27 protein-coding genes are annotated in these 24,593 nt (G+C 72.0%); 17 read left to right on the forward strand and 10 right to left on the reverse strand.

The window, feature by feature from the left end; translation table 11 throughout:
* Positions 1-45 precede the first annotated feature (45 nt).
* From Cch01nite_RS15600 to Cch01nite_RS15615, 4 genes are read left to right on the forward strand one after another with little or no spacing between them, the layout of a single operon-like run.
* Positions 46-1,311: an ABC transporter substrate-binding protein gene (locus Cch01nite_RS15600; RefSeq protein ID WP_203757039.1), complete on the forward strand. Its 1,266-nt coding sequence runs from the start codon at positions 46-48 to the stop codon at positions 1,309-1,311.
* The gene (locus Cch01nite_RS15605) at positions 1,308-2,246 is read left to right on the forward strand and encodes a carbohydrate ABC transporter permease (protein ID WP_203757047.1); all 939 of its coding nucleotides are present in this window, start codon (positions 1,308-1,310) and stop codon (positions 2,244-2,246) included. Before Cch01nite_RS15600 ends, Cch01nite_RS15605 begins: the two co-directional genes overlap by 4 nt.
* Positions 2,243-3,178 carry a carbohydrate ABC transporter permease gene (locus tag Cch01nite_RS15610; protein WP_373309946.1) on the forward strand — a complete coding sequence of 312 codons (936 nt, stop codon included), beginning with the start codon at positions 2,243-2,245 and terminating at the stop codon, positions 3,176-3,178. Before Cch01nite_RS15605 ends, Cch01nite_RS15610 begins: the two co-directional genes overlap by 4 nt.
* A 13-nt stretch (positions 3,179-3,191) precedes the next feature.
* Positions 3,192-4,910, forward strand: a complete 1,719-nt coding sequence (locus Cch01nite_RS15615; protein ID WP_203757049.1) for a glycoside hydrolase family 13 protein — start codon at positions 3,192-3,194, stop codon at positions 4,908-4,910.
* On the opposite strand, the gene Cch01nite_RS15620 is transcribed toward Cch01nite_RS15615, so the two are convergent.
* A complete protein-coding gene (locus tag Cch01nite_RS15620) occupies positions 4,889-5,677 on the reverse strand; it encodes a DUF2306 domain-containing protein (protein ID WP_203757051.1) in 789 nt (262 codons plus the stop codon). The two genes, Cch01nite_RS15615 and Cch01nite_RS15620, sit on opposite strands and share 22 nt — an antisense overlap.
* Before the next feature lie 165 nt (positions 5,678-5,842).
* On the opposite strand from Cch01nite_RS15620, the gene Cch01nite_RS15625 reads away from it, so the two are divergent.
* From Cch01nite_RS15625 to Cch01nite_RS15640, 4 genes are read left to right on the forward strand one after another with little or no spacing between them, the layout of a single operon-like run.
* Positions 5,843-6,730 (forward strand): ABC transporter ATP-binding protein, encoded by an 888-nt coding sequence (locus Cch01nite_RS15625; protein ID WP_203757053.1) that lies wholly within the window; start codon positions 5,843-5,845, stop codon positions 6,728-6,730.
* Positions 6,727-7,578, forward strand: a complete 852-nt coding sequence (locus tag Cch01nite_RS15630) for an ABC transporter permease (RefSeq protein WP_203757055.1) — start codon at positions 6,727-6,729, stop codon at positions 7,576-7,578. Before Cch01nite_RS15625 ends, Cch01nite_RS15630 begins: the two co-directional genes overlap by 4 nt.
* Before the next feature lie 43 nt (positions 7,579-7,621).
* Entirely contained in the window at positions 7,622-8,836 is a 1,215-nt protein-coding gene (locus Cch01nite_RS15635; RefSeq protein WP_203757057.1) for a sensor histidine kinase, read from the forward strand.
* On the forward strand, positions 8,833-9,459 hold the full coding sequence (locus tag Cch01nite_RS15640; RefSeq protein WP_203757059.1) for a response regulator: 627 nt from the start codon (positions 8,833-8,835) through the stop codon (positions 9,457-9,459). The genes Cch01nite_RS15635 and Cch01nite_RS15640 overlap by 4 nt, the downstream gene beginning before the upstream one ends.
* Positions 9,460-9,472: 13 nt before the next feature.
* Here the strand turns inward: Cch01nite_RS15640 and Cch01nite_RS15645 are convergent, their stop codons facing one another.
* From Cch01nite_RS15645 to Cch01nite_RS15655, 3 genes are read right to left on the reverse strand one after another with little or no spacing between them, the layout of a single operon-like run.
* The gene (locus tag Cch01nite_RS15645) at positions 9,473-9,904 is read right to left on the reverse strand and encodes an SRPBCC family protein (protein WP_203757061.1); all 432 of its coding nucleotides are present in this window, start codon (positions 9,902-9,904) and stop codon (positions 9,473-9,475) included.
* Positions 9,905-9,909: 5 nt separating this feature from the next.
* Positions 9,910-10,284: an ArsR/SmtB family transcription factor gene (locus Cch01nite_RS15650; protein WP_203757063.1), complete on the reverse strand. Its 375-nt coding sequence runs from the start codon at positions 10,282-10,284 to the stop codon at positions 9,910-9,912.
* Between the two features lie 3 nt (positions 10,285-10,287).
* Positions 10,288-10,821, reverse strand: coding sequence for a dihydrofolate reductase family protein (locus Cch01nite_RS15655; protein WP_203757065.1), 534 nt, complete (start codon positions 10,819-10,821; stop codon positions 10,288-10,290).
* A gap of 158 nt (positions 10,822-10,979) precedes the next feature.
* Between Cch01nite_RS15655 and Cch01nite_RS15660 the strand changes: the two genes are divergently transcribed.
* The 7 genes from Cch01nite_RS15660 (at position 10,980) to Cch01nite_RS15690 (ending at position 18,334) form a co-directional block, all read left to right on the forward strand.
* The gene (locus tag Cch01nite_RS15660; protein ID WP_203757067.1) at positions 10,980-11,576 is read left to right on the forward strand and encodes a pyridoxamine 5'-phosphate oxidase family protein; all 597 of its coding nucleotides are present in this window, start codon (positions 10,980-10,982) and stop codon (positions 11,574-11,576) included.
* A gap of 212 nt (positions 11,577-11,788) precedes the next feature.
* Positions 11,789-13,669 (forward strand): acetolactate synthase large subunit, encoded by a 1,881-nt coding sequence (locus Cch01nite_RS15665; protein WP_203757069.1) that lies wholly within the window; start codon positions 11,789-11,791, stop codon positions 13,667-13,669.
* A 3-nt stretch (positions 13,670-13,672) separates the two neighbouring features.
* Positions 13,673-14,197 (forward strand): acetolactate synthase small subunit, encoded by a 525-nt coding sequence (ilvN, locus tag Cch01nite_RS15670; RefSeq protein WP_203757081.1) that lies wholly within the window; start codon positions 13,673-13,675, stop codon positions 14,195-14,197.
* Positions 14,198-14,242: 45 nt separating this feature from the next.
* Positions 14,243-15,271 carry a ketol-acid reductoisomerase gene (gene ilvC / locus Cch01nite_RS15675; RefSeq protein ID WP_203757083.1) on the forward strand — a complete coding sequence of 343 codons (1,029 nt, stop codon included), beginning with the start codon at positions 14,243-14,245 and terminating at the stop codon, positions 15,269-15,271.
* A 102-nt stretch (positions 15,272-15,373) separates the two neighbouring features.
* Positions 15,374-15,913 carry an ASCH domain-containing protein gene (locus Cch01nite_RS15680; RefSeq protein ID WP_203757085.1) on the forward strand — a complete coding sequence of 180 codons (540 nt, stop codon included), beginning with the start codon at positions 15,374-15,376 and terminating at the stop codon, positions 15,911-15,913.
* A 66-nt stretch (positions 15,914-15,979) separates the two neighbouring features.
* Positions 15,980-17,044 (forward strand): 3-isopropylmalate dehydrogenase, encoded by a 1,065-nt coding sequence (locus Cch01nite_RS15685; RefSeq protein WP_203757089.1) that lies wholly within the window; start codon positions 15,980-15,982, stop codon positions 17,042-17,044.
* A gap of 180 nt (positions 17,045-17,224) precedes the next feature.
* A complete protein-coding gene (locus Cch01nite_RS15690) occupies positions 17,225-18,334 on the forward strand; it encodes a branched-chain amino acid aminotransferase (RefSeq protein ID WP_203757091.1) in 1,110 nt (369 codons plus the stop codon).
* A gap of 74 nt (positions 18,335-18,408) precedes the next feature.
* Here the strand turns inward: Cch01nite_RS15690 and Cch01nite_RS15695 are convergent, their stop codons facing one another.
* A complete protein-coding gene (locus Cch01nite_RS15695; protein ID WP_203757093.1) occupies positions 18,409-19,329 on the reverse strand; it encodes a dienelactone hydrolase family protein in 921 nt (306 codons plus the stop codon).
* 31 nt (positions 19,330-19,360) lie between these two features.
* On the reverse strand, positions 19,361-19,999 hold the full coding sequence (locus Cch01nite_RS15700) for a hypothetical protein (RefSeq protein ID WP_239070749.1): 639 nt from the start codon (positions 19,997-19,999) through the stop codon (positions 19,361-19,363).
* Positions 20,000-20,342: 343 nt separating this feature from the next.
* On the opposite strand from Cch01nite_RS15700, the gene cimA reads away from it, so the two are divergent.
* Both cimA and lplB read left to right on the forward strand, forming a co-directional pair.
* Positions 20,343-21,962: a citramalate synthase gene (cimA, locus tag Cch01nite_RS15705; protein WP_203757095.1), complete on the forward strand. Its 1,620-nt coding sequence runs from the start codon at positions 20,343-20,345 to the stop codon at positions 21,960-21,962.
* A gap of 52 nt (positions 21,963-22,014) precedes the next feature.
* Positions 22,015-23,091, forward strand: a complete 1,077-nt coding sequence (lplB, locus tag Cch01nite_RS15710; RefSeq protein ID WP_203757097.1) for a lipoate-protein ligase small subunit — start codon at positions 22,015-22,017, stop codon at positions 23,089-23,091.
* A gap of 19 nt (positions 23,092-23,110) precedes the next feature.
* Here lplB and Cch01nite_RS15715 read toward each other — a convergent pair whose 3' ends face one another.
* The 4 genes from Cch01nite_RS15715 to Cch01nite_RS15730 are packed head-to-tail and all read right to left on the reverse strand — an operon-like array spanning position 23,111 to position 24,434.
* Complete coding sequence (locus tag Cch01nite_RS15715; RefSeq protein WP_203757099.1) at positions 23,111-23,416, reverse strand: DUF202 domain-containing protein; 306 nt, start codon at positions 23,414-23,416, stop codon at positions 23,111-23,113.
* Entirely contained in the window at positions 23,413-23,802 is a 390-nt protein-coding gene (locus tag Cch01nite_RS15720; protein ID WP_373309947.1) for a YidH family protein, read from the reverse strand. Before Cch01nite_RS15720 ends, Cch01nite_RS15715 begins: the two co-directional genes overlap by 4 nt.
* A 7-nt stretch (positions 23,803-23,809) precedes the next feature.
* Entirely contained in the window at positions 23,810-24,253 is a 444-nt protein-coding gene (locus tag Cch01nite_RS15725; RefSeq protein WP_203757103.1) for a hypothetical protein, read from the reverse strand.
* Positions 24,240-24,434 (reverse strand): helix-turn-helix transcriptional regulator, encoded by a 195-nt coding sequence (locus Cch01nite_RS15730; RefSeq protein ID WP_203757106.1) that lies wholly within the window; start codon positions 24,432-24,434, stop codon positions 24,240-24,242. Before Cch01nite_RS15730 ends, Cch01nite_RS15725 begins: the two co-directional genes overlap by 14 nt.
* Positions 24,435-24,593 lie beyond the last annotated feature (159 nt).

A 24,593-nucleotide genomic window follows, 5' to 3' on the forward strand; every position in this document is an offset into this window, starting at 1 on the left:
GCAGGGGCTCCGGACGGAGACCCCAGGGGGACCTGGAGGGACCACATGAGCTCACATCGGGCGCGCATCGCCGCGTGCCTCGCACTGGCCGGACTCGTCGTCCCGCTCGCGGCGTGCGCCGGAAGCGGCGACGGCCCCACCACGATCACGTTCTTCCAGTTCAAGTCGGAGGCCATCGACTACTTCGAAGGGCTCGCGGCGCAGTTCGAGAAGGAGAACCCCGACATCCGCGTCGTGGTCCAGAACGTGCCCGACCCCGAGACCGCGCTGCGGACCCGGCTGGTCAAGGACGACGTCCCGGACGTGATGACGCTCAACGGCAACGGCACGTTCGGCGAGCTCGCGTCCGCGGGGATCTTCACGGACTTCAGCAAGGACCCGGTGCTCGACGACATCAACCCGGGGTTCGTCAAGGTTCTCCAGAACCTCGGCCAGAGCGCACCGGGAGCGGTCAACGGCGTCCCGTTCGCCGCCAACGCCAGCGGCGTCCTCTACAACGAGGAGCTGTTCGCCCAGCAGGGCATCGACGTCCCGACCACCTGGGACGAGCTCATCGCCGACGCGAAGGCGTTCAAGGCGGCAGGCATCACCCCGTTCTACGGGATGCTCGGCGACTCGTGGACGCCGCAGTCGCCGCTCGCGCCGCTGAGCGCGCAGACGCAGCCGGCGGACTTCTTCCAGAAGCGGTTCGCGGCCCGGACGACGTTCCAGGACGGCTGGCGCACGGCGATCGACGAGCTCGGCGAGCTCTACGACTACACGCAGCCGGACCCGGTGTCGTCGAACTACCAGGACGGCACGCGCGCGTTCGCCGAGGGCAAGTCCGCGATGCTCCTGCTCGGCAGCTACGCCGTCCCGCAGATCCGCTCGTTCGAGCCGACGTTCACCATCGGCAGCTTCGCGCTGCCGGCCACGAACGACCCGTCGAAGACGACGCTCGTCTCGGGCGTCGACGTCCTGATCACCACCGGCGCCAAGGGCGCGCACCCGGAGGAGTCGAAGCGGTTCGTGGACTTCCTGATGCAGCCCGACGTCGTCCAGAAGTACAGCGAGGCCCAGGTCGCCATCCCGGCGATCAAGGGCGCCAGCAACGACGACCCCGCACTCGTCGGGGTCCAGCCCTACATCGACGACGGCAGGCTCGTGGGCTTCACCGACCACCAGTTCATCGCGGCGATCCCGCTCGCCCAGCTCCTGCAGGAGTACCTGCTGAACCACGACGCGTCGGCCATGCTCCGCAAGCTCGACAACAGCTGGGACAAGGTCGCGGCCCGCCGCACCTGGGGCCTGGGGAAGGTGCAGGAGTCATGACGACCACGACCCGCCCGCCGGTGCAGGCGCCGCCCGACCGGCCCGACCAGCCCGTGCGCAGGAAGGGCATCGCGTCCCGCACGCCGCGCGGCTTCTACTGGATGGTCCTGCCCGCGTTCGCGCTGTTCTTCCTGCTGCACACCGTCCCGGTCCTGCAGGGCGTCTTCTTCAGCTTCACCGACTCACCGGGCTACGGGCCGTGGAAGTTCGTCGGGCTCTCGAACTACGCGGCCCTGTTCACCGACAGCCGCGTGCTGCACTCGTACCTGTTCACGTTCCAGTTCGCGCTCGTGTCGACCGTGCTCGTGAACATCATCGCGCTCGCCGTGGCCGTCGCCCTCAACGCCCGGATCAGGTTCAAGTCGACGCTGCGCGGCGTGTACTTCATCCCGTACGTGCTCTCGATCCTCGTGGTCGGGTACGTGTTCCAGTACCTGTTCACGTTCTCGATCCCGGCCATCGCGCAGGCGGTCGGCAACGCGAAGTTCTCCACGTCGATCCTGTCCGACGAGGGCCTCGCGTGGATCGCGATCGTCGTCCTCGCCGTCTGGCAGGCCGCGGCGTTCAACATCGTGCTGTACCTCGCGGGCCTGCAGACGGTGCCCGCCGAGCTCTACGAGGCGGCGTCGCTCGACGGTGCGACGGCGTGGAAGAAGTTCTCGCACATCACGTTCCCGATGATCTGGGGCTTCTTCGTCATCAACATGGTGCTGTCCCTCAAGGGCTTCCTGCAGGTCTTCGACCACGTCGTCGCGATGACGGGCGGCGGGCCGGGGACCGCGACGGAGTCCGTCGGGCTCGTCATCTACAAGGGCGGCTTCCAGGGCGGCGAGTTCGGGTACCAGCTCGCCAACGCCGTGGTGTTCATGATCGTGATCATCGTGTTCGCCCTCGTCCAGTTCCGTGTCCTGCAGCGTGAGGATGTGAACGCATGAGCGCCCCCAGCATCGCCGCACCGGTCGCCGACCGGTCCGAGCAGGCCTTCGGCGCCGGCGAGCCCGACGCCCCCGCACCCCGCCGCCGGCGGATGCGCACGCCCGACCCGGAGGACACCGGCCACCACAACTGGTGGCTCACGGGCCTGATGATCTTCCTGTCCCTGAGCATCCTCGTGCCGATGTACCTCGTGGTCGTCACGGCCCTGAAGACCCCGGACCAGCTCACGGGCGCCGGGTTCAGCCTGCCGAGCCCGGCCCGGTGGCAGAACTTCGCCGACGCCTGGACGCTCACGAGCTTCCCGCGCTCCGCGCTCAACAGCGCGCTCATCACGGTCGGGGCGGTGACGCTCACGCTGCTGACGAACTCGATGGTCGCCTACGCGATCGCCCGGAACATGCACAAGAAGCTGTTCAAGGGCCTGTTCTTCTACTTCATCGCGGCGCTGTTCGTGCCGTTCCCGATCCTCATGCTCACGGTCGCCAAGCTCACCGCGCAGCTGCACCTCGACAACCAGCTCGGCCTGATCCTGCTGTACGTCGTGTTCGGCCTGTCGTTCAACATCTTCGTGTTCGTCGCGTACATCCGCTCGATCCCGCGCGAGCTCGAGGAGGCCGCGATCATCGACGGCGCGAACACGTGGACCGTGTTCTGGAAGGTCATCTTCCCGTTGCTGCGGCCCATGAACGCGACCGTCGGCATCATCACGTGCGTGTGGGCGTGGAACGACTTCATGCTCCCGCTGGTGATCCTGTCCGACCCCGGCGACGCGACGCTCCCGTTGCAGCAGTACATCTTCCAGAGCACCTTCAACACCAACTACACGCTGGCCTTCGCGTCGTACCTGCTCGCGATGATCCCGCTGCTCGTGGTGTACGTGGTCGCGCAGCGCTGGGTCATCTCGGGGGTGACCCGGGGCGCCATCAAGTGATCCGGAGGACCGCATGACGTGGACCGTCGACGACGCGCCGTGGTGGACGAAGGCCGTGGTCTACCAGATCTACCCCCGCTCGTTCGCCGACTCGGACGGCGACGGGATCGGCGACCTGCGGGGGATCCTGGGACGGCTCGACCACCTCGTCGAGCTCGGCGTCGACGTCGTCTGGCTGTCGCCCGTGTACGCGTCGCCGCAGGACGACAACGGGTACGACATCAGCGACTACCAGGACGTCGACCCGGTGTTCGGCACGCTCGACGACCTCGACGAGCTCATCGGTGCGCTGCACGCGCACGGCATGCGGCTCGTCATGGACCTCGTCGTCAACCACACCTCGGACGAGCACCCGTGGTTCGTGGACTCGCGTTCGTCGAAGGGGAGCGACAGGCGCGACTGGTACTGGTGGCGGCCGCCGCGCGCCGGGATGCAGCCCGGGCAGCCCGGCGCCGAGCCGACGAACTGGGGCTCGTTCTTCTCCGGCTCCGCGTGGGAGCTCGACGAGGAGTCGCAGGAGTACTACCTGCACCTGTTCAGCCGCAAGCAGCCCGACCTCAACTGGGAGAACCCGCAGGTCCGCGAGGCGGTCTACGCGATGATGCGCTGGTGGCTGGACCGCGGGGTCGACGGCTTCCGGATGGACGTCATCAACCTCGTCTCCAAGGAGGTGCCGCTGCGGGACGGCCTGGTGCACGGCGGCCTGTGGGGCGACGGCTCGGCGTTCTACACCTGCGGCCCGCGCATCCACGAGTTCCTCGCCGAGATGCACCGGGAGGTGTTCGCCGACCACCCCGAGCGGCTGCTGGCCGTGGGGGAGATGCCGGGCGTGACGATCGAGGACGCGCGCCTGTTCACCGACCCGGCCCGCGCCGAGGTCGACATGGTGTTCCAGTTCGAGCACGTCGGCCTGGACCACGGCCCGGGCGGCAAGTTCGACACGCGGCCGCTGCGGCTCACGGACCTCAAGACGTCGTTCGGACGCTGGCAGGCCGGGCTCGCCGACGCCGGCTGGAACAGCCTCTACTGGGACAACCACGACCAGCCCCGCGTGGTGTCCCGGTTCGGCGACGACGGCCGCTACCGCCGGGAGTCCGCGACGATGCTCGCGACCGTGCTGCACCTGCACCGGGGGACGCCGTACGTCTACCAGGGCGAGGAGCTCGGGATGACGAACGCGCACTTCACGCGGTTCGAGGACTACCAGGACATCGAGTCGCTCCGGCACATCTCGGAGGCCCGCGCCCGCGGCCACTCCAGCGACGACGAGCTGCTCGAGGGGCTCGCCCGGATGAGCCGCGACAACGCGCGGACCCCGGTGCAGTGGGACGCCTCCCCGCACGCGGGGTTCACGACGGGAACGCCGTGGCTGCCCGTCGACGCCAACTTCCTGACGGTGAACGCGGAGGCGGAGCGGGCCGACCCCCGGTCGGTGTTCCACCACCACCGCCGGCTGATCGCGCTGCGGCACGAGGACCCGGTGGTGGCGCTCGGCGACTTCACGATGCTGCTGCCCGACGACGAGCACGTGTACGCGTTCACCCGGCGCCTCGGGGACGAGTCGCTGCTGGTCCTGGGGAACTTCACGGGGGAGGAGCGCCCGTTCGACGTGGCGGACGCGTGGGCCTTCGACGACGGCAGCGCCCTCGTGCTGGGCAACTACGACGACGCCGGGTCGCCGTCGACGCTGCGCCCGTGGGAGGCGCGGGTCTACCGCCGTCCGGCGCCCTGAGCCGCCTGCGGGGCGGCGCCCACCGGGTCGACGATCCGCACCGACGGCAGCCCGCGCCGCCGGACCATCCACTCGGCGACGAGCACGTTCGGCACCCACGCCAGGAACGTCACGGCGTAGTACGCGTTCTGGAAGGCCGCGTCGACGTCGAACGCGCCGTCCCCGGCGGCGAACGCCTGCGCCGCGACCAGCACCCCGGTCCACGTCCGGAGCGTCACGGCGGCGTAGGTGAGCGCGAAGCTGCGGATCATCCACGCCTGGTGCGACCGGACGTCCCCGGAGCGGATGGACCGGTACGCGCGCCACCCGGTCCAGATCCACAGCACCCCGAGCGACCCGAACCCGAGGAACCCGATCATGCCCGCCGTGTTCCAGGGCGCCATGACCAGCGCCGCGAGCCCGCCGACGAGCACCCCCGACAGGTACGTCCGGCCCAGCCACCGGTGCAGGCGCGGGAACCGGCGCCGCGCCCCGGCCCAGAACTGGAACGGACCGGTGAGCAGCGCCACGGCGGCCCCCACCACGTGGACGACGAGCGCGACCTGCACCACGGGCGGCGTCTGCGAGTACGCCGACGCGAGCGGCGCCCGGTCGGGGTCGAGCTCCTCGAGCGAGCCCATCAGGTAGGGCACCGCCGAGTAGGCGACGATCGCGAGCGCGGTCAGCAGGACGGCGACCCACCCGACGCGACCGGTCGCGCGGCGACGTCGTCGGGCGACGGTGGGCGGTCGCTGCGGGCGGGCCGGGGCGTCGGTCGAGGTCGTCATGTCCGACAACGGTAGGTATGTCTCCCGCCGATGTCGGTGGGGCAGACCCACCCGTCCGTACGGTGGCCCGCCCGGTCGCGCGGGTCCGGGTCCACCGGTCGGTGGACCCGGACGCCGGTGTCCCGGTCGTCCCGGCGGGCCCCGCTCGGGAACGACGCTGGGCGCATGACGACGCACCCGAGCACCCCCGCGATCGAGGTCACCGGCCTGCGCAAGCGGTACGGCGACAAGCGGGCCGTCGACGGCCTCGACCTGCAGGTGGACCGCGGAGAGATCGTCGCGATCCTCGGCCCCAACGGCGCGGGCAAGACGACGACCGTCGAGATCCTCGAGGGCTACCGACGTCGCGACGACGGCGTGGTCCGCGTGCTCGGCGACGACCCCGCGACCGCAGGACGCGCCTGGCGGTCCCGGATCGGCGTGGTGCTGCAGGGCACCGACGACCTCGCCGAGGCGAGCGTCGGCGAGCTGGTCCGGCACTTCGCCCGGTTCTTCCCCTCGCCCCGGGACGCCGACGAGGTCATCGACGCGGTCGGTCTGCGCGAGAAGGTCCGCACCCGCGCCCGGCAGCTCTCCGGCGGGCAGCGCCGGCGCCTGGACGTCGCGCTCGGCATCGTCGGTCGGCCCGAGCTGCTGTTCCTGGACGAGCCGACGACCGGGTTCGACCCGCAGGCGCGACGCTCGTTCTGGGACCTCGTCGAGAGCCTGCGGTCGGACGGCACCACGATCCTGCTCACCACCCACTACCTCGAGGAGGCCGAGCGGCTCGCCGACCGGGTCGTGGTCGTCGCCGGCGGCACGGTCGTCGCCCAGGGGCCGCCGGACCAGCTCGGGGGGCGGACGGCCCGCCGCGCCGTCGTCCGGTGGGACGAGGACGGCCGCACGCACGAGGTCCGCACCGACGCGCCGACCCACGTGGTCGCCGGGCTGGCGGCCCGGCTCGACGAGATCCCCGGCCTGCAGGTGCTGCGCCCCACGCTCGAGGACGTCTACCTCGGCCTCCTCCAGGACGCGCACGTGCCGGCCACCGAGCGGCAGGAGGCCGTGCGATGACGACGACGACCACCACCAGGACGACCCCGACCGCACCCGTGGGCGCACTGCCGGGGCCGCTGCCGCTGGGTCTGACCCGCGCCGGGTACGAGCTGCGGCTGTTCTTCCGGGAGCGCGACGCGGTCGTGTTCGTCTTCGCCTACCCGGTGATCATGCTCGCGATCTTCGCGGCGGTGTTCGGGCAGGACGGCGCCACGGTGACGACCCAGGGCGGCGCCGAGATCCCGTTCGCGCAGTACTTCCTGCCCGGCATGGTCGCCACCGGGATCATGCTGTCGAGCTTCCAGTCGCTCGCGATCTCCATCGCCGTGGAGCGGGACGAGGGCGGGCTCAAACGCCTGCGGGGCACACCCCTGCCGGCGACGGCGTACTTCGCGGGCAAGGTCGGCCAGGTGCTGGGCGTGTCCCTGCTGCAGAACGCGGTGCTCCTGGTCGTCGCGGCGTCGGCGTTCGGGGTGACCCTGCCGACCACGGCGACGGCGTGGGCGACGTTCGTGTGGGTGTTCGTGCTGGGCACGGCGTGCGGCTCGGTGTGCGGGGTCGCGTTCTCGTCGGTGCCGCGTTCCGGGCGGTCCGCCAGCGCGGTCGTCACCCCGATCGTGCTCGTGCTGCAGTTCATCTCCGGCGTGTTCTTCCCGTTCGACCAGCTGCCGTCCTGGATGCAGGGGCTCGCCTCGGTGTTCCCGCTGCGCTGGCTCGTCGAGGGCATGAGCGCGGTGTTCGTGCCGACCGGGTCCGGGGCGTCGGGGCAGCACGGCACGACCGCGCTGGTGCTCGGGGCGTGGCTGGCCGCCGGACTCGTCGTGGGCGTCCGCACGTTCCGGTGGCGTCGGCGTGACGACGGCTGACACGCCCTCCGTCGCCGGTCATGGTCGTGGCAGGCTCACGACCATGACCGGCACCGACACGTCCGGCCCTCTGGACCGGCGGGCGTTCTGGTCGCGTGCGCTGCGCGGCTGGGACATCGGCTTCTCCGCGCTCGTCGCGGTGGCCGCGGTGTCCATGTCGCTCGACGCCGGCAGCGTCACCACCGCCGTCGCGGTGCTCGGCGCGCTCGCCGTCCTCGTCGTCGGCTACGTGACCGTCGGTCGTCGCGGGATCCTGCGCGGCGACACCCGGATGACGACGACGTACGTCGTCCTGCTGTGCGTGGTGGTGTGCGTCGAGGTCTGGCTCGTCGACCTCGGCCCGGTCCTGCTGTTCGTCGCGTACTCGCAGATCTGGTTCTTCAGCACCCGGCGGCTGCACGGGATCCTGTGGTCGGTCGCGCTCACGGCCGCGTTCGTCGCGGTGGTCATGCTCCGGGAGGAGCTGCCCGTCTCCGAGCTCCCGGTCGCGGTCGGCCAGGCGGTCGCCGGTCTGGTCTTCAGCATCGTGCTGGGGTTGTGGGTGACCTGGGTCTCGGAGCAGAGCGAGGAGCGGGCGGCGCTGCTGGAACGGCTCGAGGCCGTGCAGGACGAGCTCGCGCAGACGCACCATGCGACCGGTGTGCTCGCCGAGCGGGCGCGGGTCGCCCAGGAGATCCACGACACGCTCGCGCAGGGGTTCACCAGCGTGGTCATGCTCGCCCAGACGGCTGCCGCCGAGCTCGAGCGTGGGCGGCCGGAGGCGGTGCACGACCGGCTCACCCAGATCGAGCACGTGGCGCGCGACAACCTCGCCGAGGCCCGGGCGCTCGTCGCCGCGTTCGGCCCGCCGGGGCTCGAGCACGGCTCCCTCGCGGACGCCCTCGACCGGCTGGCGCGGCGGTTCGAGGCCGAGACGCACGTGCGCGTCGAGGTCGCCGCGCTCGACCCGGCGGCGACCGGGTCGCTCGCACCCGAGTCCGCGGTCGTGCTGCTGCGCGCCGCGCAGGAGGCGCTCGCGAACGTCCGCCGGCACGCGGGCGCCCGCCGCGTGCGTCTGGAGCTCACGGGACAGGACGAGCGCGTGCGCCTCGAGGTCACCGACGACGGCCGGGGGCTGCCGGAGGCGCTCGTCGAGGGGGTCGGGCTGCGCGGCATGCGGGAGCGGGCCGACGCGGGCGGCGGGTCCCTCGAGGTCGGTGCCGCACCGGGCGGCGGCACCCGGGTCCGGGTCACCCTGCCCGCTGGCGGTGCACGATGACGATCCGGGTGCTGCTCGCCGACGACCACCCCGTGGTCCGGTCCGGGCTGGCGGGCATGCTCGCGGTCGAGCCCGACATCGAGGTGGTGGGGGAGGCGGGCGACGGCGAGCAGGCGGTGTCGCTCGCGACGGCCCTGCGGCCGGCGCTCGTCCTGATGGACCTGCGGATGCCGGTGCTCGACGGCGCGGCCGCGACGGCCCGGATCGTCGGCGCCGTCCCGGGCGTGCGGGTGCTGGTCCTCACCACGTACGAGACGGACACCGACATCCTGCGTGCCGTGGAGGCGGGGGCCACGGGCTACCTGCTCAAGGACACGCCCCGGGACCAGCTCGTCGCGGGCGTGCGCGCGGCCGCCCGCGGGGAGTCGGCGCTGTCGCCGTCCGTCGCGCGGCGGCTCGTCGAGCAGGTGCGAGGTCCGGCGGAGCGGCTGACCGCCCGTGAGCAGCAGGTCCTGGCGGGGGTGGCGCGCGGGCTGTCCAACGCGGCCGTCGGGCGTGAGCTCTTCATCACCGAGGCGACCGTGAAGACGCACCTGCTGCGGGCGTTCGCCAAGCTGGGGGTCGACGACCGGACGCGCGCGGTCACGGTGGCGATCGAGCGGGGCATCCTGCCGGGCGCGTGAGCGGTGACCGGGCTCAGCCCGCGAGGAGGTCCGCCAGCCGGTCGAGCTGGCTGCCCCAGCCCCGCTCCGCGTCCGCCCGGAGGGTGTCGCCGAGGTCCGTGACGACGTGCACGTGCAGGATCGTCGTGGTGTCGGCCACGGCGGTGAACGTGACGGTGGTGGTGCCCTTGCCCGTGCCGTCCGGGAACCCGTTGTCGGACCACACGAGCCGCGCCGGCGGGTCGACCTCGAGCACCGTCCCGCTGTTCGGGTAGCGCGCCCCGGTGGCGTCGTCGACCATGTCGAACCGGATCCGACCGCCGGGACGCAGGTCGAGCTCGATGGACTCGCGCGGGGTGCTGACGCCTCGAGGGCCCCACCACTGCGCGAGTTGGTCGGGATCGGTCCACGCGTCCCAGACGAGCTGGCGGGGCGCGGGGTACGTGCGGACGAGGTGCAGCTCCACCACGGTCAGGGTCGCTCCGGCTCCGAAGGGGTGTCGGGCGGTGTCGCCTGCATGCGGGCGAGGTGCTCACCCAACCGGTCCAGAGAATCCTCGTAGAAGACCCGGTAGTGCGCGAGCCAGGCGGTCGCCTCGGCGATGGGCTCGGCGCGCAGGTGCGCGGGTCGCTCCCGGGCGTGCTGCCCCCGCGTCACCAGCGCCGCCCGCTCGAGGACCTTGAGGTGCTTGCTGACCGCCTGCAACGTGATCGAGGGGAACAGCGCGGCGAGCTCGCTGACGCTCGCGTCGCTCTGCGAGAGCCGGGCAAGGATGGCGCGGCGGGTCGGGTCGGCGAGCGCGCCGAACGTGAGGCTGAGGACGTCCTCCTGGGTCGCGACGGGCACGCGTCAGCCCGCGGTGAGCGTGAGCAGGGTGACGCCCGTGGGGGACGTGCGGCTGTCGGCCACGGTGAACGTGCTCGATGCGGACCCGGTGAACAGCCGGCGCCCCTCGCCGCGCACGACCGGGCAGACGAGCAGCCGGTACTCGTCGACGAGCCCGGCGGCACGCAGCGTCTCGGTGAGCTGCCCGCTGCCGTAGACGACGAGGTTCTCGTCGCCCGCCTTGAGGCCGGTGACGGCCTCGACGACGTCGCCGGACAGGAACGTCGTGTTCCACGTCGGCTCGGTGAGCGTCGACGTCGGAACGTACTTGCCGATCGAGTTCATGATGTCGCCGCCGGTCGAGGGGTCGTCGCCGGTCGCGGGCCAGGCCACGCTCATGCCGTCGTAGGTCACCCGCCCGAGCAGCAGCGCGTCGGCCCAGCGCATGGCCTCGCCCTGGAACGCGGCGACCGCGTCGTCGAAGTAGGGCTGCGTCCACGACGGGTCCTCGAAGACGCCGTCCAGGGTCAGGTACTCCACCGCCACGATCCGTCCCATGGTGCCCTCCTCACGAACGTTCAACCGTCGGGTTGAACGTAGTCCCGGGGCAGGACGAGGGTCAACCATCCGGTTGAGCGTCCGGTGCGCGAGAGGCGCCGACGACCACCGCGGTCCTGGTCCTAGGGTCGAGGGAGCGCGACGACGAGGAGGAGCCGATGGGCAAGGTCCACGAGCGGATCGACGAGAAGATCCGTGCGTTCATCGACAAGCAGCACCTGTTCTTCGTCGCGACGGCACCGAGCGGGCCCGAGGGCCACGTCAACGTGTCCCCGAAGGGCATCGGCGGCTCCTTCGTGGTGCTCGACGACCACACGGTCGCGTACGTCGACCTCACGGCCAGCGGCGCGGAGACGATCGCCCACCTGCGCGACAACGGCCGGATCACGCTGATGTTCTGCGCGTTCGAGGGGCCGCCCAACATCGTCCGTCTGCACGGCCACGGCCGGTTCGTCACGCTGTACGACGAGGGCTTCGACGAGCTCGTCGCCCTGTTCCCCGAGACGCGCGGCGCCCGCGCGGTCGTCGTCGTGGACGTGGAGCGGGTCAGCGACTCGTGCGGGTACGGCGTCCCGTTCATGGACTACGTGGGGGAGCGCGACCTGCTGCCGCCGTACATGGAGCGCAAGGGCGTCGAGGGCCAGGCGGACTACCGCCGGCTCAAGAACCGCCGCAGCATCGACGGCCTGCCCGCCTTCGACATGGACCCGGCCCCCGCCGACGAGGAGGCCGCTGTCCACACAGTGGTCTCGTGAACCACGATGTGAGACGGCGTGACATCCCTCGACTCGCGGCGTACTGTCGGCGACGTGCAGACGATCCTCGTAGTACTTCCTGAGCGCGCCGGCTGAGGCCACCCGTCCAGGTCTCGTCAGCGCGCTCACCCCTCGTCAGGCCGATCATGGCCTGGAGGGGTTTTCGTTTGTCCGGCACCTTCTCGCCAGCAGCACCACCCAGGGAGACAACGATGGTCCAGGGTCCCCACCCGGCACCGCCGCGCTCGACAGGACCGGCCGCCCCGCCGGCCACCCCGGCGGTCGTCGTCCCGGCCGCCCGCACGGCGCCGGCCGCCGCCGCGGGCAGCGTGTCCAGCGCCCCGGAGAAGGTCACGGGTGCGAAGTCGATCGTCCGGTCGCTCGAGGAGGCCGGCGTCGAGGTCGTCTTCGGCATCCCCGGCGGCGCGATCCTGCCGACCTACGACCCGCTGATGGACTCGACCCGCCTGCGCCACATCCTCGTGCGCCACGAGCAGGGCGGCGGGCACGCGGCCGCCGGCTACGCGTCCGCCACCGGCCGCGTCGGGGTCTGCATGGCGACGTCGGGCCCGGGCGCGACGAACCTCGTCACGCCGATCGCCGACGCCCACATGGACTCGGTGCCGCTCGTCGCGATCACCGGGCAGGTGGGTGCGTCGCTCATCGGGACGGACGCGTTCCAGGAGGCCGACATCGTCGGCATCACGCTCCCGATCACCAAGCACAACTACCTCGTCACCAACCCGGACGACATCCCGCGCGTCATCGCCGAGGCGTTCCACATCGCCTCGACCGGCCGCCCCGGCCCGGTGCTCGTCGACATCGCCAAGTCCGCGATGCAGAGCCAGACCACGTTCTCCTGGCCGCAGGAGCTCACGCTGCCCGGGTACCACCCGGTCACGAAGCCGCACGCCAAGCAGATCCGCGAGGCCGCCCGGCTGCTCGCGACCGCCCGCCGTCCCGTCCTGTACGTGGGCGGCGGCGTGATCCGGGCCCGCGCGGCCGCCGAGCTCCAGGCGCTCGTCGACGCGTCCGGCGCACCGGCCGTCACCACGCTGATGGCCCGTGGCGCGCTGCCCGACGCGCACCCGCAGAACCTCGGCATGCCCGGCATGCACGGCACCGTGGCCGCCGTCGCGGCCCTGCAGAAGGCCGACCTGGTCGTGGCGCTCGGCGCCCGCTTCGACGACCGTGTGACCGGCCAGCTGTCGAGCTTCGCCCCGAAGGCGACGATCGTGCACGCGGACATCGACCCGGCAGAGATCGGCAAGAACCGCGCGGTCGACGTCCCGATCGTCGGCGACCTGCGCGAGGTCCTCGCCGACCTGCTGCCGGAGCTGGCGCGCGAGCACGGCCAGCACGGCAAGCCGGACCTCGAGGAGTGGTGGACGCAGCTCGACGAGTGGCGCGGCACGTTCCCGCTCGGCTACGACGAGCCGTCGGACGGCCACCTCGCCCCGCAGCACGTCATCAGCCGCATCGGCGAGCTGTCCGGCCCCGAGGCGATCTACGTGGCCGGCGTCGGCCAGCACCAGATGTGGGCCGCGCAGTTCATCAAGTACCAGCGGCCGAACTCCTGGCTGAACTCGGGCGGCCTCGGCACGATGGGCTACTCGGTCCCGGCGGCGATGGGCGCGAAGGTCGGCCAGCCCGACCGGACCGTCTGGTCGATCGACGGCGACGGCTGCTTCCAGATGACCAACCAGGAGCTCGCCACCTGCACCATCAACGAGATCCCGATCAAGGTCGCGATCATCAACAACTCGTCGCTCGGCATGGTCCGGCAGTGGCAGACGCTGTTCTACGAGTCCCGCTACTCCAACACCGACCTCAACACGGGGCACGGCACCGCTCGCATCCCCGACTTCGTCAAGCTCGCCGACGCCTACGGCTGCGTGGGCCTGCGCTGCGAGACGAAGGCGGACGTGGACGCGACGATCAAGCGGGCGCTCGAGATCGACGACCAGCCCGTCGTGGTCGACTTCACCGTCTCGCGCGACTCGATGGTGTGGCCGATGGTCGCCGCCGGCGTGAGCAACGACGACATCCAGTACGCCCGGGGCATCAGCCCGGCGTGGGACCGGGAGGACTGACCCATGAGCCGCCACACGCTCTCGGTGCTCGTGGAGAACAAGCCCGGCGTGCTCACGCGCGTCGCGGGTCTCTTCGCGCGCCGCTCGTTCAACATCCACTCGCTCGCGGTGGGTCCGACGGAGCACGCGGAGATCTCCCGGATCACGGTCGTCGTCGACGTCGACGAGCTGCCCCTCGAGCAGGTCACCAAGCAGCTCAACAAGCTCATCAACGTCATCAAGATCGTCGAGCTCGAGGACGCCGCGTCCGTCCAGCGGGAGCTGCTGCTCGTCAAGGTCAAGGCCGACACCGCGCAGCGCACGAGCGTGCTCGAGGTCGTCCAGCTGTTCCGCGCGCACGTCGTCGACGTGGTCCCGGACACGGTCGTCATCGAGGCGACCGGCAGCCCCGGCAAGCTCGACGCGCTGCTGGCGGCCCTCGAGCCGTTCGGCATCCGCGAGATCGTCCAGTCCGGCACCGTCGCGATCGGCCGTGGCTCACGGTCGATCACGGACCGGGCGCTCGAGCGCGTCACGCGCGCGTCCTGACATCCTTCTTCCCGCACGACCCCACATCACCTGAGGAGATCCACCGTGGCTGAGCTGTTCTACGACGACGACGCCGACCTGTCGGTCATCCAGTCCAAGAAGGTCGCCGTCATCGGCTACGGCAGCCAGGGGCACGCGCACTCCCTCAACCTGCGCGACTCCGGCGTCGACGTGACCGTCGGCCTGCGCGAGGGCTCCGCGTCCCGCGAGAAGGCCGAGAACCAGGGCCTCAAGGTCGCCACGGTGGCCGACGCGGTCCGCGAGGCCGACGTCGTCGTCATCCTGGCGCCCGACCAGGTGCAGCGGATCGTGTACCGCGACGAGATCGAGCCCAACCTCAAGGACGGCGCCGCGCTCGTCTTCGGCCACGGCTTCAACATCCGGTTCGGCTACATCAAGCCGGCCGCGCAGCACGACGTGCTCATGGTCGCCCCGAAGGGCCCGGGCCACCTCGTGCGCCGCGAGTACGTCGACGGCCGTGGCGTGCCGGTGATCGTCGCCGTCGAGCAGGACGCGTCGGGCGCCGCCTGGGACCTCGCGCTGTCCTACGCCAAGGCGATCGGTGGTCTGCGGGCCGCCGGCATCAAGACGACGTTCACCGAGGAGACCGAGACCGACCTGTTCGGCGAGCAGGCCGTCCTGTGCGGTGGCGTGTCGCAGCTCATCCAGTACGGCTTCGAGACCCTGACCGAGGCCGGCTACCAGCCCGAGGTCGCGTACTTCGAGGTGCTGCACGAGCTCAAGCTCATCGTCGACCTCATCTTCGAGGGCGGCATCACCAAGCAGCGCTGGTCGGTCTCCGACACGGCCGAGTACGGCGACTACGTCTCGGGCCCGCGGGTCATCACGCCGGACGTCAAGGCGAACATGCAGGCCGTCCTCGGCGACATCCAGAACGGCGCCTTCGCGAAGCGGTTCATCGACGACCAGGACGCGGGCGCCCCGGAGTTCAAGGAGCTCCGCGAGAAGGGCCAGAACCACCCGATCGAGCCGGTCGGCCGCGAGCTGCGCAAGCTCTTCGCGTGGGTGAAGCCCTCGGACACGGACTACGTGGAGGGCTCGGCCGCGCGCTGACCTCCCGCCTCACGCGACGGGCGTGCGCCCTGGCCTCGGCCGGGTCGCACGCCCGTCGTGTTTGCCGACATGATGGGCCGCACCGACGACGGAGGGACCACGATGACGGACGACGTGCAGGGCGACGGGGTCGAGGACGAGCGGGTCGCCGCGTTCTGGCGGGCCGCCCGCGGGCACCTCGGGTTCGGCAACCTGAGCCCTGTCCTCGGGGAGTCGCCGAACGACGCCGTGCCGCCGCCGTCGTGGTCGTTCGGGGACAACCCGGCGCTCGCCGACCAGCTGCTCGGGCTCGTCCTGGACGGCACGAAGACGGCGACGTCGACCGCGCTGGTCGAGCTCGAGGACGCCGGTCTCGACGCCCCGCGGCCGGGGGACCTGTCGATCGTCGTCGACGCCGACGGCGAGCCGCGGGCGCTGCTGCGCACGACCGAGGTCGAGGTCGTGCCGTTCGACGCGGTGGGCGCGGAGCACGCCGAGGCGGAGGGCGAGGACGACCGCAGCCTGGAGTCGTGGCGGGTCGAGCACGAGAGGTACTGGCGCCGGGTGCTCGGCGACGACCGGTTCAGCACGGACCTGCAGGTGGTCGCGGAGCGGTTCGAGCTGATCTACCCGAAGGACGGCCCGACGCCCGCCGTCGACTGAGCGCGGTCATGACCGCACGGTGAGACGCGGGTCCCGCCAGGTGGGACAGGGTCTACGCTGGCGGACATGGTCGACAGCGCCTCCGCCCAGCACATCCGCCTCGCCGTCGTCGCCGGGGACGGCATCGGCACGGAGGTCGTCGAGCAGGGCCTCCTGGCCCTCGAGTCCGCGCTGCACGGCAGCGGGACCACGGTCGCCACCACCGACTTCGACCTGGGCGCGCGCCGCTGGCACGCGACGGGCGAGACGCTGACGGACACGGACCTCGACGCGATCCGCGCGCACGACGCGATCCTCCTCGGCGCGATCGGCGACCCGACGGTCCCGTCCGGCGTGCTCGAGCGCGGCCTGCTGCTCAAGCTCCGCTTCGCGCTGGACCACTACGTCAACCTGCGCCCCAGCAAGCTCTTCCCCGGCGTGGCCAGCCCGCTCGCGAACCCCGGCGACGTCGACTTCGTCGTCGTCCGCGAGGGCACCGAGGGCCCGTACGTCGGCAACGGCGGCGCGATCCGCGTCGGCACGCCGCACGAGGTCGCCAACGAGGTCAGCGTGAACACCGCGTTCGGCGTCGAGCGCGTGGTCCGCGACGCGTTCGCCCGGGCCGCGGCCCGCCCGCGCAAGAAGCTCACGCTGGTGCACAAGCACAACGTGCTCGTGCACGCCGGTCACCTGTGGCGCCGCACGGTCGAGGCCGTCAACGCCGAGTTCCCGGACGTCACGGTCGACTACCTGCACGTCGACGCCGCCACGATCTTCCTGGTCACGAACCCGAGCCGGTTCGACGTGATCGTCACCGACAACCTGTTCGGCGACATCCTCACGGACCTCGCCGCCGCGATCACGGGCGGCATCGGCCTGGCCGCGTCCGCGAACATCAACCCGGACCGCACCGCTCCGAGCATGTTCGAGCCCGTGCACGGCTCCGCGCCCGACATCGCCGGCCAGGGCAAGGCGGACCCCACCGCCACCGTCCTGTCCGTCGCGCTGCTGCTCGAGCACCTCGGTCACACCGACGCGGCGCGTCGCGTGGAGGCGGCGGTCGCGGCCGACATCGCCGAGCGTCGCGGTGCCGAGCGAGTACGGTCGACGGCCGAGGTGGGCAAGGACCTCGCCGCGCGCATCGCCGGCTGATCCTCCCGGCCGCCGTCCCGGACCTGCCGGGACGGCTCCCGTCGCTCCACCCCTCGGCCGTCGCACCGGACCCGCACGTGCACCGGCGGCGTCCAGGGTCGTACCGGTCCGCCGTGACCTGTCCACCCGGCCGCACGCCCAGGTAGCGTCTGACTCGACCCTGGTGAAAGGCCCCCGACCATGAGCACTCTCGCGACATCGACGTCCGCCGACCTCTTCGAGATCCACCGCACGGACACCCCCGTGCCCGACGCGGTCCGGGAGGCCGCCCTGGCCGCGCCGCGGTTCGGCACGGTCTTCACCGAGCACATGGCTCGGATCACGTACTCGCACGGCCAGGGCTGGCGCGACCGCCGCGTCGAGAAGTACGGGCCCCTGCAGCTCGACCCTGCGACGGCGGTGCTCCACTACGCCCAGGAGATCTTCGAGGGCCTCAAGGCGTACGCGCACGCCGACGGTTCCGTGTGGACGTTCCGGCCGCAGGCCAACGCGGCACGCTTCGCCCGGTCCGCGCACCGGCTCGCGCTCCCCGAGGTGTCCGAGGCCGACTTCCTCGGCGCCATCACGGCCCTCGTGCAGACGGACCGCGCGTGGGTGCCGACGGGCGGGGAGACCAGCCTGTACCTGCGGCCGTTCATGTACGCCTCCGAGAGCTTCCTCGGTGTGCGGCCCTCGCTCGAGGCCGAGTTCCTCGTCATCGCGTCGCCCGTCGGGCCGTACTTCGCGGGCGGGGTCAAGCCGGTGTCGATCTGGGTCGACCAGGAGTTCCACCGCGCCGGTGCGGGCGGCACGGGGGCGGCCAAGTGCGGCGGCAACTACGCCGCGAGCCTCCTGCCGCAGCAGCAGGCCTACGACAAGGGCTTCGAGCAGGTCTGCTTCCTCGACGCGTCCACCAACACCGAGCTCGAGGAGCTCGGCGGCATGAACGTGTTCGTCATCCGGGCCGACGGCAGCGCGGTCACGCCGCCCGTGTCCGGCTCGATCCTCGAGGGCGTCACCCGCGGCTCGATCCTCCAGCTGCTCACCGACGCGGGCCACGAGGTCAGCGAGCGGGCCCTGCCGCTCACCGAGGTGCGCGCCGGGCTGGCCGACGGGTCGATCCGTGAGGTGTTCGCGTGCGGGACGGCCGCCGTGATCACCCCGATCGGACGGCTGGCGAGCGACGACTTCGACCTCACGGTCGCCGACGGCGAGGCCGGGCCCGTGACCATGCGGATCCGCACCGAGCTGACGGACATCCAGTACGGCCGCGCCACCGACCGGCACGGCTGGCTGACCCGGCTCGTCTGACGGCACGCCCCGTCCGGCGGGCCACCCCGGCATCACGGAGACGGCCCCCGCGTTCCCGCGGGGCCGTCTCCGCGCTACGCCGTCAGGCCGCGTGCGAGGAAGTCGTAGGCGAGCTCACGCTCGGGCTGTCGGAACTCGTGCCCGCCGGGCACGTGGTGCACACGGACGTGCTCGACGCCCTTGCGCTGCAGCCGCCGCTCGATCTCCGCCGCGCCGCGGCTCCACCTGTCGTCCTGCGCCGCGATGAGCAGGACCTGGGACCCCGTGGAGAGGGCCAGGACGTCCTCGACGTCGTAGCGGGCGGCGATGCCGGGCACGACGAGCTCGGCCTGGAAACCGGCGTCGCGGGTGAAGGAGTCCCGGTAAGGGATGCATCCGCAGTTCGAGACGCTGGCACGGATCCGTCCGTCCCAGGCGGGGGCCCACATGGCCATCCGCCCACCGTACGAGTGGCCGACGAACCCGATGCGGTCCGGGTCGACCTCCGGCAGGCCGACCGCGTGGTCGAGGGCCAGCGAGACCTCCTGGAGGCAGTCCGCCAGCAGCGTGCGTCCGACGACCAGGCGAGAGGACAGCTCGAACCAGGTGATGTTCGCGGCACCGGCCCAGTTGCGGTCCTCGAACCCGATGGCGTCCGGCGCGATCGTCACGAACCCGCGCTGGGCGAGCTCGGCCGCGTACGCCAGGTCGGGGCTCCCGCGCAGCCCGCAGACCTCGCTCTTGCCGAGGTCGAACTGACCGGCGTGCTGGTGGTGGCAGAAGATCAGCGGCGCCGGGCCGTCGAGACCGTCCGGGACGCAGACGAACGCCGACGCGCGGCCCGAGGGGACGTCGTAGGCGACGTGCCGACGCACGTACCCGTCGCACGGGACCTCGTCGAGGACCTCGGCCGCCAGCGGGCCGGGCGTCGTGACGGGACCGAGCAGCGTGCGCAGGCCCTCCCGGGTGAGGGTCTCGGGCTCGGACACGGCTGTGGGAAGGCCTGAGTTCGACACGGCCCCATGGTGCCCCAGCCTGCGGGGCGCGTCAGACGATCGGGATCGTGCGCTGCGACGTGCGGGCGAGGACCCCCGTGAGCAGGGACCAGACCGCGATGCCGATGAGCAGGTTCACCAGGCCGCTGCACAGCGCGGACGTCGTGTCGTCGGTCCAGGTGAGGGGCAGCAGGGCCACGACGAGGATGCCCAGGCCCATGATCCAGCCGAAGAACGTCGACGGCTCGGGGGTGCTGAGCACGAGCACCTGGAGCAGGAGCGCCGCGACGACGGTCGTCGCCACGGCGCCGACCACGTACGCACCCATCGACGAGCCCGTGCCGAACGGGTCCTTGTTCACGAGCTCGATGTCGAAGATCCGCTCGAAGACCACGACGCCGACGACGCCCACGAGCGCCGCGACGACGGCGGTCGCGGCGGCGCCCGCCCAGTAGCGGCCGGCGTCCACGGCGATGCGTGGGCGCGGGGGTGGCGTCGCGACGGGGACACCGGCGGCGGGCACCTGGGCGACGGGCACCTGGGCGGCCGGTACCTGCGCGGCCGGGACGGCGGGCGGCACCGCCGGCGGCACGGCGGGCGGCGGGCTCTGCGGCACGGCGGGGGTCGCCTGTGGTGGGACAGGCGGCTGCTCGGGGCGGGGGTACTGCGAGTCACGGGGCGGGACGGTCATGCGACCTCCTCGACACGCGGGACGCCGGTCGGGCCGGCGTCGTGGGCCACTCGTCAACGTAGCGAAGCGACGGGAGGGGCGCCCGGGCTGCGGCCATCGCCGGTGTCCAGCACGTGGAACGGATGACCACGACCGGTCCCGTGTGTCACGATGACGGCGTGACCACCATCACGCTCATTATCGAGTAGCGCGTCGGGCAACCTACCGACGCGCAGACCTCCCGTACCCCGGGGGGTCTTTTTGTTGGTCGGGCACCACCCCCGTCCGGCCGGCCGCCACTCGATCTGTACGAGGATCAGCAGGACGCACCGCACGAGCACCACCGCAGCGAAGAGAGCTCATCGTGACCACGAGCCCCACCCCGTTCCACGTGTACGACACGACCCTGCGCGACGGCGCCCAGCAGGAGGGGATGAACCTCTCGGTCGCCGACAAGCTGGCGATCGCGCCGCTGCTCGACGAGCTGGGCGTGGGGTTCATCGAGGGCGGCTGGCCCGGGGCCGTCCCGAAGGACACGGAGTTCTTCAAGCGTGCCGCCAAGGAGCTCGACCTGCGCAACGCCGAGCTCGCCGCGTTCGGCAGCACGCGCAAGGCGGGCACCCGGGCGGTCGACGACCCGCAGGTCCGGGCCCTCGTCGACTCCGAGGCGCCGGTCGTCGCGCTCGTCGCGAAGCACGACCTGCGGCACGCGGAGAAGGCGCTGCGGACGACGGGTGCCGAGAACATCGCGATGATCGCGGACACCGTGCAGTTCCTGGTGCGCGAGGGGCGCCGGGTCGTCGTCGACGCGGAGCACTTCTTCGACGGCTACCGGTTCGACCCGTCGTACACGCGCGCGGCGGTGCTCGCGGGGTTCGAGGCGGGCGCCGAGGTCGTCGCGCTGTGCGACACGAACGGCGGCATGCTGCCGACCTGGGTGGCGGACATCGTGCACGAGATCCGCGGGGCCGTCGGGCCGCACGCGATCCTCGGCATCCACGCGCACAACGACTCGGGGTGCGCGGTCGCGAACTCGCTCGCGGCCGTCGAGGCGGGGTGCACGCACGTCCAGGGCACCGTCAACGGCTACGGGGAGCGGACCGGCAACGCCGACCTGCTGTCGATCGTCGCGAACCTCGAGCTCAAGCACGGGCTGAAGGTGCTGCGCACCGACGACGCCCACCCCGGCGGGCTGCCCGAGCTGACGCGGCTCGCGCACGCCATCGCCGAGATCACGAACATCTCGCCGTTCGCCCGGCAGCCGTACGTCGGCGCGAGCGCGTTCGCGCACAAGGCGGGGATCCACGCGTCGGCGATCAAGGTGGACCCGGACCTCTACCAGCACACCGACCCGGCCAACGTGGGCAACGACATGCGCATGCTCGTCTCCGACATGGCGGGTCGGGCGTCCATCGAGCTCAAGGGCCGCGAGCTCGGCTTCGACCTGTCGGGCCGCCCCGAGCTGCTCGGCCGCGTGACCGAGCGGGTCAAGGACGCCGAGGCCAACGGGTACACGTACGAAGCGGCGGACGCGTCGTTCGAGCTGCTCCTCGTCGAGGAGATCGACGGTCGTCGCCCGCAGTACTTCTCGGTCGAGTCGTGGCGGACCATCGTCGAGCGCGCCGGCGGCCGGGGCACCCCCGCGACCGCCGAGGCGACGGTCAAGCTGCACGCCGGCGGCGAGCGGATCGTCAGCACCGGGGAGGGGAACGGCCCGGTCAACGCGCTCGACCACGCGCTGCGCCAGGCGCTCGTGCGGGTGTACCCGGAGCTCGAGTCGTTCGAGCTCATCGACTTCAAGGTCCGCATCCTCGACTCGATGCACGGCACGGACGCGATCACGCGGGTGCTCATCGAGACGACGGACGGGCAGACGTCCTGGAGCACCGTCGGCGTCGGGCCCAACCTGCTGGAGGCCGCGTGGGAGGCCCTCACGGACTCGGCGATCTGGGGTCTGCGCAACCGGCGGGTGCCGCCGCGCTGACCCGGGCCGCGGCGCGCGCGGGTCGTCGCACGGGTCGCATAGGTTGGTGCGCGTGCACGGCGAGTACAAGGTCCCCGGTGGCAAGCTCGTCGTCGTCGACCTCGAGGTCGTCGACGACGCCCTGAAGGACGTCGTCGTCAGCGGCGACTTCTTCCTGGAGCCGGACGACGCGCTCGCGGTGGTCTCCGGTGCGCTCGACGGGCTGCCGGCCGACTCCACGACCATCGTGCTCGCGGACGCGATCACCTCCGCGCTGGCCGCGGCGCAGGCCGAGGGCACCCTGATCACGCCGGTCGCGATGGTCGGGTTCGACGCGCACGCCGTCGGCGTCGCGGTGCGCCGGGCGCTGGGCCGCTCGACGGCCTGGTCCGACCACACGTTCGAGCTGCTGCACCCGGGGCCGCTGCCGCCCGCGATGCACACCGCCCTGGACCAGGTCCTCACCGAGGAGCTCGCCGCGGGCCGCCGCGGCCCGACGCTGCGGTTCTGGGAGTGGGTCGAGCCGGCGGTGATCATCGGCTCGTTCCAGTCGCTGCGCAACGAGGTGGACCTCGAGGCGGCCGACCGCTACGGGATCACCGTGGTCCGCCGGATCTCCGGGGGCGGCGCGATGTTCATGGAGGCCGGCAACTGCATCACGTTCTCGCTGGTCGTGCCCGCCTCCCTCGTCGACGGCATGACGTTCGAGGAGTCCTACGCGTTCCTCAACCAGTGGGTGCTCGGGGCGCTCGCGGACGTGGGCGTCGAGGCGTTCGTCAGCGGTCTCAACGACATCGCCTCGCCGGCCGGCAAGCTCGCGGGCTCGGCGCAGAAGCGCATGGTCGGCGGTGCCGTGCTGCACCACGTGACGATGTCGTACGACATCGATGCCGACAAGATGCTGCAGGTGCTCCGGATCGGCCGCGAGAAGCTGTCCGACAAGGGCACCGCCAGCGCGAACAAGCGCGTCGACCCGGTCCGCTCGCAGACGCACCTGCCCCGCGAGGACGTCATCGCGGCGTTCGCAGCCCACTTCCGGCAGCGGTACACGACGGTCGACGGCGAGCTGCGTCCGGACGAGCTCGCGCGTGCCGCCGAGCTCATGGGGTCCAAGTTCACCGACCCGGCGTGGACCGCGCGCGTCCCGTAGCGAGGACGTCCCGGGCCGGTCAGAGGCCGCCGAGCACCATGACGACGGACGCGGCGCCGATGACCACCACGGTCGCCGCGCACACCGTGACGAGCCGCCCGCCACCCGCGAGCCCGCCGGTGTGCCGCTGGTAGGCCGCCACGAGCAGCGCCGCGCTCGCGGTGAGCCCGATCCCGCCGAGCGCCCACGCGACACCACCGACGACCTCCTGGAGGAGCCGCGCCGCCGCCACGCTCCCCGCGGCGAGGGCCAGGCCGGTGCGCCGCCACGCGAGCCGGGTCCGCTCGGCAGCGAGCCCGTCGACGGCATCGTCCGGGACGGTCACGCGAGCACCATGCCCACGAGCACGAGAGCGCCGGCGAGCACGACCCCGACGACGAGCAGCCCGAACGACGAGGGCGCGGGCAGGGGGTGCCGCAACCGCACCGCCCGCTCGGCGCGGGCCCAGCCGACCCACGCGAGCACGGGGGCGACGACCCCGACGGTCACGAGGACGAGCGCGGCCGCGAACCGCAGGCCGGCCTCGACGGGCAGGTCGAGGGCTTCGAGCGCGACGCCCGAGGCGAGCAGCGCGAGCGACGTGCGCACCCAGGCGAGGAACGTCCGCTCGTTGGCGAGCGAGAACCGGGCGTCGGGTTCCGAGCCCACGCCGTACACCCAGCGGGGGAAGCGGGGCGGGCGGGGCGGGGGAGCGTCGTCCATGGTGCCCATCCTGACGTCAGCCGCGCCGTTCCAGGACGACGAGCGACACGACCAGGGTCACGGCGAGTGCCAGGACGGTGAGCCCGAGGACGGCGCGGGCGTCGAGCCCCGCCATCACGCAGGCGAGGCCCACGGAGGCGAGCAGGAAGGACACGCCCCCGACGAGCGAGAGCGCGCCGCTGACGATGCTCTTGTCGCGCTCGTCCGGAACTCCCGCGCCGAGACGTGCCGCGGTGCTGACCTGGGCGGGCGAGCGGCGGGAGCGCCAGCGGGCGAGCGCCATGAGGAGCAGCACGACCGCACCGCCGGTGGCCGCACCGCTCGCGGTGTCCGGCTGGTCGAGTGCGACGAAGACGGCCACGACGATGCCGATCGCGACGGCACCGCTGACCAGCGCGACGAGGAACCGGGCTCTCGATGCGAGGCGGGGGGTGCGCGCGGGGGTGTCAGTCGTCGACATGGAAGATCTCCTCGATGGTCGTGCCGAAGTGGTGGGCGATGGCGAACGCGAGCGGGAGCGACGGGTCGTAGCGGCCCGTCTCGAGCGAGTTGACGGTCTGGCGGGAGACGCCGAGCGCCTCGGCGAGCGCGGCCTGCGAGAGACCTGCCTCGTCCCGGAGGCGGCGGATGTCGTTCCTCATCGCAGGGGTGCTCCCGTCGTCGGAGTGTCAAGCGACCTTGACGTGACAAGCGTGCTTGACATCCGACGGAGTGTCAAGTGTCCTTGTCTTCGGGGTGGGCAGAGAGTCCCGTGTATCTGGTGGACCGTCCAGGACTCCTGTGCAGCAACCGGAGGGGAA

The sequence above is a fragment of the Cellulomonas chitinilytica genome (genome assembly GCF_016862675.1).
GTDB lineage: Bacteria > Actinomycetota > Actinomycetes > Actinomycetales > Cellulomonadaceae > Cellulomonas > Cellulomonas chitinilytica.

Bases quoted from the DNA above. Each gene is read 5' to 3' on its own strand.
- Cch01nite_RS15600 (WP_203757039.1), top strand. From the start codon at position 46: ATGAGCTCACATCGGGCGCGCATCGCCGCGTGCCTCGCACTGGCCGGA.
- Cch01nite_RS15605 (WP_203757047.1), top strand. From the start codon at position 1,308: ATGACGACCACGACCCGCCCGCCGGTGCAGGCGCCGCCCGACCGGCCC.
- Cch01nite_RS15610 (WP_373309946.1), top strand. From the start codon at position 2,243: ATGAGCGCCCCCAGCATCGCCGCACCGGTCGCCGACCGGTCCGAGCAG.
- Cch01nite_RS15615 (WP_203757049.1), top strand. From the start codon at position 3,192: ATGACGTGGACCGTCGACGACGCGCCGTGGTGGACGAAGGCCGTGGTC.
- Cch01nite_RS15620 (WP_203757051.1), bottom strand. From the start codon at position 5,677: ATGACGACCTCGACCGACGCCCCGGCCCGCCCGCAGCGACCGCCCACC.
- Cch01nite_RS15625 (WP_203757053.1), top strand. From the start codon at position 5,843: ATGACGACGCACCCGAGCACCCCCGCGATCGAGGTCACCGGCCTGCGC.
- Cch01nite_RS15630 (WP_203757055.1), top strand. From the start codon at position 6,727: ATGACGACGACGACCACCACCAGGACGACCCCGACCGCACCCGTGGGC.
- Cch01nite_RS15635 (WP_203757057.1), top strand. From the start codon at position 7,622: ATGACCGGCACCGACACGTCCGGCCCTCTGGACCGGCGGGCGTTCTGG.
- Cch01nite_RS15640 (WP_203757059.1), top strand. From the start codon at position 8,833: ATGACGATCCGGGTGCTGCTCGCCGACGACCACCCCGTGGTCCGGTCC.
- Cch01nite_RS15655 (WP_203757065.1), bottom strand. From the start codon at position 10,821: ATGGGACGGATCGTGGCGGTGGAGTACCTGACCCTGGACGGCGTCTTC.
- Cch01nite_RS15660 (WP_203757067.1), top strand. From the start codon at position 10,980: ATGGGCAAGGTCCACGAGCGGATCGACGAGAAGATCCGTGCGTTCATC.
- Cch01nite_RS15665 (WP_203757069.1), top strand. From the start codon at position 11,789: ATGGTCCAGGGTCCCCACCCGGCACCGCCGCGCTCGACAGGACCGGCC.
- ilvN (WP_203757081.1), top strand. From the start codon at position 13,673: ATGAGCCGCCACACGCTCTCGGTGCTCGTGGAGAACAAGCCCGGCGTG.
- Cch01nite_RS15680 (WP_203757085.1), top strand. From the start codon at position 15,374: ATGACGGACGACGTGCAGGGCGACGGGGTCGAGGACGAGCGGGTCGCC.
- Cch01nite_RS15685 (WP_203757089.1), top strand. From the start codon at position 15,980: ATGGTCGACAGCGCCTCCGCCCAGCACATCCGCCTCGCCGTCGTCGCC.
- Cch01nite_RS15690 (WP_203757091.1), top strand. From the start codon at position 17,225: ATGAGCACTCTCGCGACATCGACGTCCGCCGACCTCTTCGAGATCCAC.
- Cch01nite_RS15700 (WP_239070749.1), bottom strand. From the start codon at position 19,999: ATGACCGTCCCGCCCCGTGACTCGCAGTACCCCCGCCCCGAGCAGCCG.
- Cch01nite_RS15720 (WP_373309947.1), bottom strand. From the start codon at position 23,802: ATGGGCACCATGGACGACGCTCCCCCGCCCCGCCCGCCCCGCTTCCCC.
- Cch01nite_RS15725 (WP_203757103.1), bottom strand. From the start codon at position 24,253: ATGTCGACGACTGACACCCCCGCGCGCACCCCCCGCCTCGCATCGAGA.
- Cch01nite_RS15730 (WP_203757106.1), bottom strand. From the start codon at position 24,434: ATGAGGAACGACATCCGCCGCCTCCGGGACGAGGCAGGTCTCTCGCAG.